The 13,285-nt window shown below is 65.2% G+C and carries 10 protein-coding genes; 2 read left to right on the top strand and 8 right to left on the bottom strand.

Annotated elements, in window-relative coordinates; translation table 11 throughout:
* Positions 1-12: 12 nt before the first annotated feature.
* The 4 genes from BME24068_RS27165 to BME24068_RS27150 all read right to left on the bottom strand — a co-directional run bounded on the left by BME24068_RS27165 (position 13) and on the right by BME24068_RS27150 (position 3,121).
* On the bottom strand, positions 13-495 hold the full coding sequence (locus BME24068_RS27165) for a low molecular weight protein-tyrosine-phosphatase (RefSeq protein WP_174927928.1): 483 nt from the start codon (positions 493-495) through the stop codon (positions 13-15).
* 101 nt (positions 496-596) lie between these two features.
* Positions 597-824, bottom strand: a complete 228-nt coding sequence (locus BME24068_RS27160) for a hypothetical protein (protein ID WP_096507237.1) — start codon at positions 822-824, stop codon at positions 597-599.
* Between the two features lie 127 nt (positions 825-951).
* Complete coding sequence (locus BME24068_RS27155; RefSeq protein ID WP_174927927.1) at positions 952-2,364, bottom strand: lactate utilization protein B; 1,413 nt, start codon at positions 2,362-2,364, stop codon at positions 952-954.
* A 34-nt stretch (positions 2,365-2,398) separates the two neighbouring features.
* The gene (locus tag BME24068_RS27150; protein ID WP_096507235.1) at positions 2,399-3,121 is read right to left on the bottom strand and encodes a (Fe-S)-binding protein; all 723 of its coding nucleotides are present in this window, start codon (positions 3,119-3,121) and stop codon (positions 2,399-2,401) included.
* Positions 3,122-3,303: 182 nt separating this feature from the next.
* Between BME24068_RS27150 and BME24068_RS27145 the strand changes: the two genes are divergently transcribed.
* Complete coding sequence (locus BME24068_RS27145; RefSeq protein ID WP_096507234.1) at positions 3,304-4,113, top strand: IclR family transcriptional regulator; 810 nt, start codon at positions 3,304-3,306, stop codon at positions 4,111-4,113.
* Positions 4,114-4,230: 117 nt separating this feature from the next.
* On the opposite strand, the gene pbpG is transcribed toward BME24068_RS27145, so the two are convergent.
* Entirely contained in the window at positions 4,231-5,379 is a 1,149-nt protein-coding gene (pbpG, locus tag BME24068_RS27140; RefSeq protein ID WP_174927926.1) for a D-alanyl-D-alanine endopeptidase, read from the bottom strand.
* 654 nt (positions 5,380-6,033) lie between these two features.
* Here pbpG and BME24068_RS27135 point away from each other — a divergent pair.
* Positions 6,034-6,600: a phasin family protein gene (locus BME24068_RS27135; RefSeq protein ID WP_096507232.1), complete on the top strand. Its 567-nt coding sequence runs from the start codon at positions 6,034-6,036 to the stop codon at positions 6,598-6,600.
* A gap of 204 nt (positions 6,601-6,804) precedes the next feature.
* Here BME24068_RS27135 and lpdA read toward each other — a convergent pair whose 3' ends face one another.
* From lpdA to aceE, 3 genes are all read right to left on the bottom strand, one after another.
* The gene (lpdA, locus tag BME24068_RS27130; RefSeq protein WP_174927925.1) at positions 6,805-8,571 is read right to left on the bottom strand and encodes a dihydrolipoyl dehydrogenase; all 1,767 of its coding nucleotides are present in this window, start codon (positions 8,569-8,571) and stop codon (positions 6,805-6,807) included.
* Positions 8,572-8,840: 269 nt separating this feature from the next.
* A complete protein-coding gene (gene aceF, locus BME24068_RS27125) occupies positions 8,841-10,481 on the bottom strand; it encodes a dihydrolipoyllysine-residue acetyltransferase (RefSeq protein WP_174927924.1) in 1,641 nt (546 codons plus the stop codon).
* A gap of 70 nt (positions 10,482-10,551) precedes the next feature.
* The gene (aceE, locus tag BME24068_RS27120; RefSeq protein WP_096507331.1) at positions 10,552-13,248 is read right to left on the bottom strand and encodes a pyruvate dehydrogenase (acetyl-transferring), homodimeric type; all 2,697 of its coding nucleotides are present in this window, start codon (positions 13,246-13,248) and stop codon (positions 10,552-10,554) included.
* Positions 13,249-13,285: the final 37 nt, after the last annotated feature.

The raw sequence follows: 13,285 nt of genomic DNA, 5'->3' as shown, positions 1-13,285 counted from the left end.
TTCCTGCCGCAATCAGCGCGCGGTGCGCGCCTGGAGGGTGTCCAGCAGGCCCGCGCATGCGCGCTCGACCTGATCGAGCACCTGCTCGAAACCCTGCGCGCCGCCGAAATAGGGATCGGCGACTTCGGTCTCGGCCGCGCCCGGTGCGAATTCCATCAGCAGGCGCACCTTGTCGCGATGCTGCGGCGGGCAGCGCCGATGCAGTTCCGCGAGATTGGCCTCGTCCATCGCGAGCAGCAGGTCGAAACGCTCGAAATCCGCCGCACTCACCTGCCGCGCCCGCAGCGCCGACAGGTCGTAGCCGCGCGTGTGCGCGGCAGCCTGCGCGCGCGTATCGGGCGGCTCGCCGACGTGCCAGTCGCCGGTGCCGGCCGAATCGATCGCGATCCGGGCGGTCAGCCCGGCCGCGTCCACCTGGTGGCGCATCACGCCTTCTGCCGTAGGCGAACGGCAGATATTGCCGAGACAGACGAAACAGATCGCAACGCGGTTCATCGCACTATCGGAAAGCCGCGGCGAACCGCGTGGGAGAAGAGCACGCCATTATACAAAGGCGCCCGGAATCGCGCCGTCGCGCAAAGCGACGGCGGCATGCGTCACAGCGCCTTCGGTGCGGCGAGCACGACGTCGCCGGATGCGGGCGGCAGCGACTTCGTCGCGTCGTCGACCAGACCGAACGACACCGCGCGCGCCAGCTCGGCCGATGCCTGATGAACGGCGAGCGGGCCACGCGACGGCGCGCCGGCCATCGCGTGCAGATAAGCGGCCGCCGCGAGCGGAACGACGATTGCCAGCGGCCAGTACATCGATATTGTCTTTTTCATGATGCGGCTCCTTGACCTCATTCCCCGAAACCCAATTTCGGGGACTACAGGCAAGATTCTATAGACCGCATCTATCGAGATAAATACTCGAATAGCGAACGCACTGTTGCTGCCCGATGAACAGTCGTCAGCCGAGATGACTCTTCGATGCCGCATACAACTCGCGGAACGTGCGCCCGGTCGGCGTCGGCATGTCGCGCGTGTCCATCCAGCCGCCCATCATCGGCAGGCGCCGCAGCGTGCCGCCGCTGCTGCCCAGCCGCTCGAGGATGCGCACCGCGAGCTTGGTCGTCAGCGCGTAGAGCACCGGCCGGCGCGCGAAAAAGCCCCACGCGGCGAGCCCGGCGCGCTCGCGCCACGGCCGCAGGTGCCGCTCGACCTGCTTCTCGCGCAGCGCGCGCAGCAGATGCGACAGCGGAATCCCGGCCGGGCACACGCTGTCGCACTCGCCGCACAGCGTCGCGGCCTGCGGCAGGTCCAGCGCCTGCTCGACGCCGACGTAGCTCGGCGTCAGCACCGAGCCCATCGGCCCCGGATAGACCCAGCCGTACGCGTGGCCGCCGACCTTCTGGTAGACCGGGCAATGGTTCATGCACGCGCCGCAGCGGATGCAGCGCAGCATCTCCTGGAACTCGCCGCCGATCAGGCCGGTGCGGCCGCCATCGACGAGCACCACGTAATTGTGTTCCGGGCCGTCCTCGTCGCCGGGGCCGCGCGGGCCGGTGAGCAGCGAGAAGTAGTTCGACGTCTTCTGCCCGGTCGCCGAGCGCGGCAGCAGGCGCATCGCGGTCGCGAGATCCTCGAGCGTGGGCAGCACCTTCTCGATGCCCGTCACCGCGACGTGCACGCGCGGCATCACCGTGCACATCCCTTCATTGCCTTCGTTCGTGACGACCGCAACCGAACCCGTCTCGGCGATCACGAAGTTGCCGCCCGTCACGCCCATGTCGGCCGACATGAAATGCGGGCGCAGCACTTCGCGCGCCTCGCGCGTCATGTCGGGAATCTCGGTCAGCCGCTCTCGATGGTGCGTGCGGGCGAACAGGTCGGCGATCTCGTCCTTGTCCTTGTGCACGACGGGCGCAATGATGTGGCTCGGCGGCTCGTTGTCGTTGATCTGCAGGATGTATTCGCCGAGGTCCGTCTCGATCGACTGCACGCCCATCTCCGCGAGCACCGCGTTCAGGCGCATTTCCTCGGACACCATCGACTTCGTCTTGATGACCTTCTTCACGTCGTGGCGGCGCGCGATGTCGGCGACGAGCCGCGCGGCGTCGGCGGTCGTTTCCGCGAACAGCACGGTCGTGCCGCGCCGCGTCGCCTCGCGCTCGAACGCCTCGAGCCAGACGTCGAGGTTTTCCAGCGCACGGTTGCGGCGCGCCTTCAGCGCGGCGCGGGTCGCCTGGAAGTCGATCGCGGTCATCGCGTCGGCACGCGCGGACACGAACTTCGTCGACAGCTTCTTCAGGTTCTGCTGCAGGCGCTGATCGGCCAGCTTCTGGCCGGCGCGCACCTTGAAATGCATCGATTGGACTTGCATCGCGGTATCGGGGAAAAGTGAGCGGAACCGGGCGTCAGACGTCGCCCGCCAGCACCTGCGCGACATGCAGCACGCGGGTGTCGCGGTCGCCCGTGCGGCGCAACCGCCCTTCGATGTTCAGCATGCAGCCGAGATCGCCGAGCACGACGGCGCCCGTGCCGGAGGCCCGGACGTTCGCGCATTTCTCGTCCGCGATGGCCGCCGAGATATCGCCGTACTTCACCGCGAACGTGCCGCCGAAGCCGCAGCAGTGCTCGCAATCCTTCATTTCGGTCACGGCGACGCCGCGCTGCGCGAGCAGCGCGCGCGGCTGCGCCTTCACGCCGAGTTCGCGCAGCCCCGAGCACGAGTCGTGATAGGTGACGGGCCCCGTGAATTCGCCTGGAGCGAGCGTGACCTTCGCGACGTTCACAAGGAAATCGGTCAGTTCGTAGACTTTCTGCTGGAACCGCCCATAGCGCCCCATCAGTTCGGGGTCGTCGCGAAACAGGTCGCCGTAGTGCGCGCGGATCATCCCGCCGCACGAGCCCGACGGCGCGACGACGTAATCGAACTGCTCGAATTCGCGCAATGTCTTTTCCGCGAGATCGCGCGCGAGCGCGCGGTCGCCCGAGTTGTAGGCCGGCTGGCCGCAGCACGTCTGCGCGGGCGGCACGAACACCTCGTAGCCGGCGTCGCGAATCAGCTTCAGCGCCGAAAAACCGATTTCCGGACGCATCAGATCGACCAGGCAGGTCACGAACAAACCGACTCGCATACGCGCTCCTTCGAGAAAACGGCTCTCATTATCCGCCGTTTGACCGGCAAGACCAACGCCGGCGCACACGCAAGCGCACACCGCCAGATGCGAGGACTTCCTCGAACGGCGTTCGCTTTTTTCACGATACGAGATACAATCGACGCAACACCGCTTGACGCGTCAACCGATTCTCCCCCGACATGAGCCAACCCACCCCGGATTCCAAAACGTCGATCCAGGTGATCGAACGCATGATGCGGCTGCTGGACGCGCTTGCTGCGCACAGCGACCCCGTCAGCCTGAAGGAGCTTGCGCAGCGCACGGATCTGCATCCGTCGACCGCACACCGCATCCTCAACGACATGGTGACCTGCCGCCTCGTCGACCGCTCCGATCCCGGTACGTACCGGCTCGGCATGCGGCTGCTCGAGCTCGGCAATCTCGTGAAGGCGCGCCTGTCGGTACGCGACGCGGCGCTGATGCCGATGCGCGAGCTGCACCGCCTCACCGGCCAGACCGTCAACCTGTCGGTACGTCAGGGCGACGAGATCGTCTATATCGAGCGCGCGTATTCGGAGCGCTCGGGGATGCAGGTCGTCCGCGCGATCGGCGGCCGCGCGCCGCTGCACCTCACGTCGGTCGGCAAGCTGTTTCTCGCGGTCGACGAAACCTCGCGCGTGCGCGCCTACGCAACGCGCACGGGGTTGTCCGGCCACACGCAGAACAGCATCACCGACATCGCGAAGCTCGAGCGCGAGCTGACGCTCGTTCGCCAGCAATCGTGCGCACGCGACAACGAGGAGCTGGAGCTCGGCGTGCGCTGTATCGCGGCCGGCATCTACGACGATTCGGGCAAGCTCGTCGCCGGGCTGTCGCTGTCGGCCCCGGCCGACCGCCTGCAGGACGCCTGGCTCGGCCAGTTGAGCCGCACCGCGCTCACCATCTCGGAATCGCTCGGCTACCGGCCCGCGCCCGCGAAGGACACGGACGGGCTGCAGCGGCACGCATAAGCGCTGCCACCCGCTGCGCCGCAGCCGAACGAAAAAAAGCCCCGCGATTGCGGGGCTTTTTTTCGTTACGGCGATCGCGGGGATCCCGGCATACGGCGGCGAACCGCCGAAGCCCGATCAGGTACCGCCGTTCGCCGTATTGGCCGCCGTCAGGCGCTCGCCGCCGCCGGCATCGAGCCAGTTGCGCAGGCGCGCCGCATCGGCAAAGCGCGAATACTTGCCGAACGAATCGAGCAGCACCATCACCATCGGCCGGCCATGGATCGTCGCCTGCATCACGAGACATTCGCCTGCTTCATTGATGAAGCCCGTCTTCTGCAGACCGATGTCCCACGAGCCATTGCCGCGGATCAGCGCGTTCGTGCTGTTGTAGACCAGGTTGCGCTTGCCCGTGTACACGTCGTACGTACGATCGGTCGAGAACTGACGGATCATCGGGTACTGGTACGCGGCGTTGACCATCTTCACGAGGTCGCGCGCGCTCGACACGTTCGAGCTCGACAGACCGGTCGAATTCTCGAAGTGCGTGTCGGTCATCCCGAGCGCCTTGGCCTTCGCGTTCATCGCGGCGATGAACGCCGGACGGCCGCCCGGGTAGTAACGCGACAGCGCAGCCGCGGCGCGGTTTTCCGAAGCCATCAGCGCGATGTGCAGCATGTCTTCACGCGACAGGACCGAGCCGACCGACAGGCGCGAGCCCGTGTTCTTCTCGTAGTCGCGATCTTCGTCGGTGACTTCGATCTGTTCGTTCATCGGCGCCTTCGAGTCGAGAACGACCATCGACGTCATCAGCTTCGAGATCGACGCGATCGGCACGACGGCGTGCGAATTCTTGTCGAACAGCGGCTCGCCGGTGTTCTGGTCGACGACGTACGCGACGCTCGAGCGCAGCGCGAGCGCGTCCGGCGTGTCGTGCAGGCCGAACGCCTGACCCACGGTGGGCCGGCGCGGCTGGAACGCGACCTTGCGGACCGCGCCACGATGGCCGTGCACGTTCGACGCGAGCGTCACGCGCTTGCGCGACGCCTTCGCACGCGGCGCATCGGCCGATGCGACCTTGGCGGATTTTTCGGACGCGGCCTTGACCGACTTCTTCTTCGTGGACGAAGCGGAGGCAGTCTTTTTGGCGGCGTGGTGGGTGTTCGCAGTGGCAGCAAAGGCGTCAGCGGGCGCGGCGGTCGCCAGCAAGGCGACGGCGACCGACACAGCCGTGGCGAGCGTCATGCTCTGCAACAATCTGCGGGGTGAAAACGATTCGGCTTTCATTGGGGTCTGGACAAAGCGGGCGGGAGGTTTCCGCAAGTGTAGTTAAAGCTGAAAAAAAGAGCAATATTAGGCACTTACCGATCGTCGTTAAACCGGAATGTAAGGGTCGCTCGATCGTGATCGATCGCCCCTTCCGCTCCCATTGAAAAAATCGATGAGATGCGCTGCCCGACAGCACCCGTTTCCCGATTACCACACGGTTAATTGAGATAACGTCACTTCGGCGACGAATTAAAGCGGGGAAAGTACGTATCCGGCGCTCGGTGTGCCATCGGCACCGGTCTTGGCTGCGGCGGCGGCACGTCGCCACGGCACGCGCATTGAAACGACGCGCTTTTCGACAGGAACAGAAGCATAACGTTCCACACGCCTGTCAGGTTTACCTGTGCAAGATCATGGTGCGGCGCGCCTGCCCCGCCGCGGTGCGCACCATGTGGGATCGCGCCTGAAACCGATTCCGGACGACCACGATAACTTGTTGTTTTATCGATAATTTGTCGCGATTGTGCAACGCACAAAAAATACTTGACAAGACTTTTCTCTGCCCTAAAATACGACTCATTGCTGCGTTGCACAAAGCACGCGGCACCGAGATTCCCCAGCGTAGTGCCCTTTCCCCCTGCGATCGACGCGATCGCTTTTCAGGAGCTTGACATGTCCTTGCTGACCCCCGAGCAAATCGCCGCCGCCCAGAAAGCCAACCTCGAAAGCCTGTTCGGTCTGACGACCAAGGCATTCGAAGGCGTCGAAAAGCTGATCGAACTGAACCTGCAAGTCGTGAAGTCGACGCTGACGGAGAGCCAGGAAAACGCCCAGCGCCTGCTGTCGGTGAAGGACGCGCAAGAGCTGATCGCGCTGCAAGCGAGCCTGTCGCAACCGGTCGCGGAAAAGGTTCTGTCGTACAGCCGTCACCTGTATGAAATCGCGTCGTCGACGCAAGCCGAATTCGCGAAGGTTGCAGAAGCGCAATTTGAAGAGCAGAACAAGAAGGTCCAGGCCCTCGTCGACAACGTCGCGAAGAACGCCCCGGCCGGTTCGGAAACGGCTGTTGCCGCACTGAAGTCGGCACTGAACGCCGCGAACACGACGTACGAAACGGTTCAGAAGGCTGCCAAGCAAGCCGTCGAGATCGCTGAAACGAACTTCAACGCGGCTGCCGCTGTCGCGACGAAGGCTGCGAGCGCTGCTGCATCGCGCCGCACGAGCAAGCCGGCCGCGTAAGCGTCCCCTGCTCCTGAAAGAGCCGCGCACTGCGCGGCTTTTTCGTTTCCGGCGCCGGAACGCACACGCCTTGCGGGCCATCGCCGGCCGGCACGGAACGTGCCGAGCAGCCGCTGACCGCGAACAAAACAAAACGCCGCCGTCCGGATTTCCCGGGCGGCGGCGTTTTTCCTGGCCGGCGTGACGCCGGCCATGCCGGTCGCGTTACTTCTTGCGTTGCGGCGGCAGGTCCGTACAGACGCCTTCGTACAGTTCGGCGGCCATGCCGACCGATTCGCCGAGCGTCGGGTGCGGATGGATCGTCTTGCCGATGTCTTCCGCGTCCGCGCCCATTTCAACGGCGAGGCACACTTCGCTGATGAGGTCGCCCGCGTTCAGGCCGACGATGCCGCCGCCGATCACGCGATGGGTTTCCTCGTCGAAGATCAGCTTCGTGAAGCCTTCGTCGCGGCCGTTAGCGATCGCGCGGCCCGACGCGGCCCACGGGAACACGGCCTTGCCGTACTTGATGCCTTCGGCCTTGCACTGGTCTTCCGTCTTGCCGGCCCATGCCACTTCCGGATCGGTGTACGCCACCGACGGAATCTGCAGCGCGTCGAAGTATGCCTTCTCGCCGTGTGCCGCTTCCGCTGCGACGTGGCCTTCGTGCACGGCCTTGTGCGCGAGCATCGGCTGACCGACGACGTCGCCGATCGCGAAGATGTGCGGGACGTTCGTGCGCATCTGCTTGTCGACGTCGATAAAGCCGCGGTCGGTGACGGCCACGCCTGCCTTGTCCGCGCCGATCTTCTTGCCGTTCGGGCTGCGGCCCACCGCGACGAGCACGAGGTCGTAGCGCTGCGCTTCCGCCGGGGCCTTTTCGCCCTCGAACTTCACGTAGATGCCGTCTTCCTTCGCTTCCGCGCCGACCGTCTTGGTCTTCAGCATCACGTTGCCGAAGCGCTTCGCGTTGTACTTTTCCCAGACCTTCACGAGATCGCGGTCCGCGCCCATCATCAGGCCGTCCATCATTTCGACCACGTCGATCTCGGCGCCGAGCGTCGAGTACACCGTTGCCATTTCGAGGCCGATGATGCCGCCGCCGATCACCAGCATGCGCTTGGGCAGCTGGCGCAGTTCGAGTGCGCCCGTCGAATCGACGACGCGCGGGTCTTCCGGCATGAACGGCAGCTTCACCGCTTGCGAGCCGGCGGCGATGATCGCCTGCTTGAACCTGACGACCTTCTTGCCGTTCTCGCCCTGCACTTCCATGTGGAACGGATCGACGAACGCGCCGACGCCGGTCACGACTTCGACCTTGCGCGCCTTCGCCATGCCGGCGAGGCCCGTCGTCAGTTTCTTGACGACGCCGCCCTTGAAGTCGCGCAGCTTGTCGAGGTCGACCTGCGGCGCGCCGAACGTGATGCCGTGCGACGCGAGTGCCGCGGCTTCTTCGACGACGAGCGACGTGTGCAGCAGTGCCTTCGACGGGATGCAGCCGACGTTCAGGCACACGCCGCCGAGCGTCGAGTAGCGTTCGACGAGCACCGTCTTCATGCCGAGGTCGGCTGCGCGGAAGGCAGCCGAGTAGCCGCCGGGGCCGGCGCCGAGCACGAGCATGTCGCACTCGATGTCGGCTGCGCCGGCGTAGCTGCCGGCTTGCGGCGCCGGTGCCGGGGCGGCTGCCGGTGCCGCGGCCGGAGCGGCTGCGGGCTTTGCCGGCTCCGGTGCTTTCGCGGGAGCGGCTGCGCCTGCCGATGCTTCGACGAGGGCGATGACCGTGCCTTGCGAGACTTTCTCGCCGGCCTTGACCTTGACTTCCTTGACCGTGCCGGCGACGTCGCTGGGCACTTCCATGGAGGCTTTGTCCGATTCGAGCGTGATGAGCGTTTGCTCTTTTTCGATCACGTCGCCCGGCTTCACGTTGACTTCGATGACATCGACGCCGCTGAAATCGCCGATATCCGGAACCTTGACTTCGATGAGACTCATATACGTCCCCTTCTTGTTTAGCTACTGACAGAGGGAGAGGGCTCAACCGCTGAACGACGGCCAGACAAGAGAACGCGACGCTGGGCAGGACCACCTTTGCCGTCCGCCCAAGGACGCGCCTTTCTTTTGGTTACTTTTCTTTGGAAGACAAAGAAAAGTAACCGCCGCCCCGCGCAGGGGCGACGCTAGCAGACCGTTAGCAAAACAGGTTCAACGACGGGGCACGGCGAACCGACAAAAAACCACGCCCCGCGAGAGCCCTCAGCTCATCAAAGAATGATGCGACGGAAATCCCCGAGCAACGCCCCGAGATACGCATTGAACCGCGCGGCTTCCGCGCCATCGATGACGCGATGGTCATACGACAGCGACAGCGGCAGCGTCAGGCGCGGCACGAACTGCTTGCCGTCCCACACCGGCTTCATCTGGCCGCGCGACAACCCGAGGATTGCCACTTCCGGCGCGTTGATGATCGGCGTGAAGTTGGTGCCGCCGATCCCGCCGAGCGACGAGATCGAGAAGCAGCCGCCCTGCATCTGGTCCGGCTTCAGCTTGCCGTCGCGCGCCGCCTTCGACAGTTCGGCCATTTCCTTCGCGATATCGACGAGGCCCTTCTTGTCCGCATCGCGGATCACCGGCACGACGAGACCGTTCGGCGTGTCCGCGGCGAAACCGACGTGGTAGTACTGCTTGAACACCAGGTTGTCGCCGTCGAGGCTCGCGTTGAAGGTCGGGAACTTCTTCAGCGCCGCGACGACCGCCTTGATCACGAATGCGAGCATCGTGAACTTCACGCCCGCCTTCTCGTGTTCCTTGTTCAGTTGCACGCGCAGTGCTTCGAGCTCGGTGATGTCCGCTTCGTCATTGTTCGTGACGTGCGGGATCATCACCCAGTTGCGATGCAGGTTCGCGCCCGAGATCTTCTTGATGCGCGACAGCGGCTTCGCCTCGAACGGGCCGAACTTCGAGAAGTCGACCTTCGGCCACGGCAGCAGGTTCAGCTCGCCGCCGCCCGCCGGCGCAGCTGCTGCGCCCGGCGCTGCGCGCTGGCCCGTCATCACGCCCTTCACGAAGCCCGTGATGTCGTCCTTCGTGATACGGCCCTTCGGACCGCTACCCTGCACGCGTGCGACTTCGACGCCGAGTTCGCGCGCGAACTTGCGCACCGACGGCGACGCGTGGCTTGCGCGGTATTCGCCCGACGCAGCGGCGGCCGGCGCGGCAGCAGCCGGCGCCGGTGCAGCCTTTGCGGGTGCCGGTGCGGCAGCGGGCGCCGGCGCAGCAGCGGCCGGCGCCGGCGCGCTTGCCTGCAGCGCGGCGGCAGCCGGTGCGCCTGCGGCTTCGAGCAGCACGATCAGCGTGCCTTCCGATACCGAGTCGCCCACCTTGACCTTGATTTCCTTCACGACGCCGGCGGCCGGGCTCGGCACGTCCATCGTCGCCTTGTCCGACTCGAGCGTGACGAGCGACTGCTCCTTCTCGACCGTGTCGCCGACCTTCACGCCGATCTCGATCACCGGAACATCCTTGTAGTCGCCGATGTCGGGCACCTTCACTTCGAGCGTGCCGCCCGATGCGGCCGGTGCCGCAGCCGGAGCGGCGGCGGCCGGTGCGGGCGCTGCCGCCGGAGCCGCTGCCGGTGCGGCCGCGCCGTTCACCTGCGCCGCGGCGCCGCCTTCGAGCAGGATGATCAGCGAGCCTTCCGACACGGAATCGCCCACCTTGATCTTCACTTCCTTGACCGTGCCGGCCGCCGGACTCGGGACATCCATCGTCGCCTTGTCCGACTCGAGCGTGACGAGCGACTGCTCGGGCTCGACCGTGTCGCCCACCTTGACGAGCACCTCGATGACGGGCACGTCCTTGTAATCGCCGATATCCGGCACCTTCACTTCGATCGCTTGACTCATCTTTTTGTGTCTCCATGGCCGCGCGCGCCCCTCCCGGAAGCGGCGCGCGGCGTCACACGGCGCGTGTGCGTTAAACGGTCATCGGGTTGGGCTTCGACGGATCGAGGTTGTACTTGGCGATCGCTTCCGCGACCACCTTGCGCTCGATCGTGCCTTCGTCGGCCAGCGCGTTGAGCGCGGCGACGGTAACCCAGTGACGGTCGACTTCGAAGAAGTGACGCAGTTTCTCGCGGGTGTCCGAACGACCGAAGCCGTCCGTGCCCAGCACGACGAAGCGGCGGTCGATCTGGCCACGGATCTGGTCGACCAGCGCGCGCACGTAGTCGGTCGACGCGATGACCGGACCTTGCGTGTCCTTCAGGCACTTCTGGACGTGCGACAGACGACGCTCTTCGGTCGGATGGAGCAGGTTCCAGCGCTCGATTTCGTGACCTTCACGCGCGAGTTCGGTGAAGCTCGGCACGCTCCACAGATCGGCGGCAACGCCCCAGTCGTTCTTCAGCAGGTCGGCGGCGGCGATCACTTCGTTGAAGATCGTGCCCGCGCCGAGCAGTTGCACGCGCGGCGCCTTCTTGTCGGCGTCGGCCTTCTTGAACGCGTACATGCCCTTGATGATGTCGGCAGCCACGTGCTCGCCCTGCGGAATCGCCGGGTGCTCGTAGTTCTCGTTCATCACCGTGATGTAGTAGTACACGTCTTCCTGGTCCTGCACCATGCGGCGCAGACCGTCCTGGATGATCACGGCGAGTTCGTAGCCGAACGTCGGGTCGTAGCTCACGCAGTTCGGCACCGATGCCGCCCACAGGAGCGAGTGACCGTCTTCGTGCTGCAGGCCTTCGCCGTTCAGCGTCGTACGGCCTGCGGTGCCGCCGAGCAGGAAGCCGCGCGAGCGCATGTCGCCCGCGGCCCATGCCAGGTCGCCGATCCGCTGGAAGCCGAACATCGAGTAGAAGATGTAGAACGGCACCATGATCTCGCCGTGCGTCGAATACGACGTCGCCGCCGCGATCCAGTCGCACATGCCGCCCGCTTCGTTGATGCCTTCCTGCAGGATCTGGCCGGTTTCCGATTCCTTGTAGAACATCAGCTGGTCGGAATCTTCCGGCACGTACTTCTGGCCTTCCTGGTTCCAGATACCGATCTGGCGGAACAGGCCTTCCATGCCGAACGTACGCGATTCGTCCGGGACGATCGGCACGACGCGCTTGCCGAGCGTCTTGTCCTTCAGCAGGATGTTCAGGACGCGCACGAACGCCATCGTCGTCGAGATCTCGCGGCCTTCGCCCGTGCCCTTCAGCAGCGGCTCGAACGCGTCGAGCGCCGGCACCGGCAGCGACGTCGCCTTCTCGCGGCGATGCGGCAGGTAGCCGCCGAGGTCCATGCGCTTCTGGCGCATGTATTCGAGTTCCTTCGAGCCTTCCTCGAACTTCAGGTACGGCACGTCGGCGATCTGCTCGTCGGTGATCGGCAGGCGGAACTGGTCACGGAACTTCTTCAGTTGCTCGACCGGCAGCTTCTTCTGCTGGTGCGTGATGTTCATCGCCTGGCCCGACTCGCCCATCCCGTAGCCCTTGATGGTCTTCGCGAGGATGACGGTCGGCGCGCCCTTCGTGTGCGTGGCTTCGTGGAACGCCGCGTAGATCTTGTGCGGATCGTGGCCGCCGCGGTTCAGCGCCCAGATGTCGTCGTCGGACCAGTCGGCGACCAGCGCCTTCAGTTCAGGCGTGTTGAAGAAGTGTTCGCGCACGAACGCGCCCGACTCCGACTTGTACGTCTGGTATTCGCCGTCGACGGCTTCCATCATGCGGCGCATCAGCGCGCCCGACTTGTCGCGTGCGAACAGCGCATCCCAGCGGCTGCCCCAGATGACCTTGATCACGTTCCAGCCGGCGCCGCGGAATTCCGATTCGAGTTCCTGGATGATCTTGCCGTTGCCGCGCACCGGGCCGTCGAGACGCTGCAGGTTGCAGTTGATCACGAACACGAGGTTGTCGAGCTTCTCGCGGCTCGCCATCCCGATCGCGCCGAGCGATTCCGGTTCGTCCGTCTCGCCGTCGCCGAGGAACGCCCACACCTTGCGGCCTTCCGTCTTCGCGATGCCGCGCGCCTGCAGGTACTTCATGAAGCGGGCCTGGTAGATCGCCATGATCGGGCCGAGACCCATCGACACGGTCGGGAACTGCCAGAAGTCCGGCATCAGCCACGGGTGCGGGTACGACGAAATGCCGTTGCCGTCGACTTCCTGACGGAAGTTGTCGAGCTGCTCTTCCTTCAGGCGGCCGAGCAGGAACGCGCGGGAATACACGCCCGGCGACGAGTGGCCCTGCACGAACACGAGATCGCCGCCGTGCTGGTCGGACGCCGCGTGCCAGAAGTGGTTGTAGCCGACGTCGTAGAGCGTCGCGGCCGACGCGAACGACGCGATGTGGCCGCCGACGTTCGTGTCCTTGCCGGCGCGCAGCACCATCGCCAGCGCGTTCCAGCGCGTGTACGAACGGATGCGGTGCTCGACGTCCTGGTCGCCCGGGATCTTCGCCTGGGCTGCGACCGGAATCGTGTTGATGTACGGGGTATTGGCGGAAAACGGCAGGTGTTCGCCGTGCATGCGAGCGAATTCGATCTGCTTTTCGATCAGGTAGTGCGCGCGGCCGGTGCCCACGGAGGAGATCACGCCGTCGAGCGACTCGAGCCATTCAACGGTTTCTTGCGGGTCGTCGTCACGTTCGGCGGCGACATACTTCATCACTTCGTTCGGTACAGCGGACATTCTCGTCTCCTGGGTCCTGGAATGTGAGGATCGCTCT

This window comes from Burkholderia anthina (assembly GCF_902498995.1).
Taxonomy (GTDB): domain Bacteria; phylum Pseudomonadota; class Gammaproteobacteria; order Burkholderiales; family Burkholderiaceae; genus Burkholderia; species Burkholderia anthina.
Note: the sequence above shows the minus strand (reverse complement) of the source record. Positions and strands in the feature narration are given on the sequence as shown.

Excerpts from the sequence above, each read along its gene's own strand:
- BME24068_RS27165 (WP_174927928.1), bottom strand. The coding sequence starts at position 495 with ATGAACCGCGTTGCGATCTGTTTCGTCTGTCTCGGCAATATCTGCCGT.
- BME24068_RS27160 (WP_096507237.1), bottom strand. The coding sequence starts at position 824 with ATGAAAAAGACAATATCGATGTACTGGCCGCTGGCAATCGTCGTTCCG.
- BME24068_RS27155 (WP_174927927.1), bottom strand. The coding sequence starts at position 2,364 with ATGCAAGTCCAATCGATGCATTTCAAGGTGCGCGCCGGCCAGAAGCTG.
- BME24068_RS27150 (WP_096507235.1), bottom strand. The coding sequence starts at position 3,121 with ATGCGAGTCGGTTTGTTCGTGACCTGCCTGGTCGATCTGATGCGTCCG.
- BME24068_RS27145 (WP_096507234.1), top strand. The coding sequence starts at position 3,304 with ATGAGCCAACCCACCCCGGATTCCAAAACGTCGATCCAGGTGATCGAA.
- pbpG (WP_174927926.1), bottom strand. The coding sequence starts at position 5,379 with ATGAAAGCCGAATCGTTTTCACCCCGCAGATTGTTGCAGAGCATGACG.
- BME24068_RS27135 (WP_096507232.1), top strand. The coding sequence starts at position 6,034 with ATGTCCTTGCTGACCCCCGAGCAAATCGCCGCCGCCCAGAAAGCCAAC.
- lpdA (WP_174927925.1), bottom strand. The coding sequence starts at position 8,571 with ATGAGTCTCATCGAAGTCAAGGTTCCGGATATCGGCGATTTCAGCGGC.
- aceF (WP_174927924.1), bottom strand. The coding sequence starts at position 10,481 with ATGAGTCAAGCGATCGAAGTGAAGGTGCCGGATATCGGCGATTACAAG.
- aceE (WP_096507331.1), bottom strand. The coding sequence starts at position 13,248 with ATGTCCGCTGTACCGAACGAAGTGATGAAGTATGTCGCCGCCGAACGT.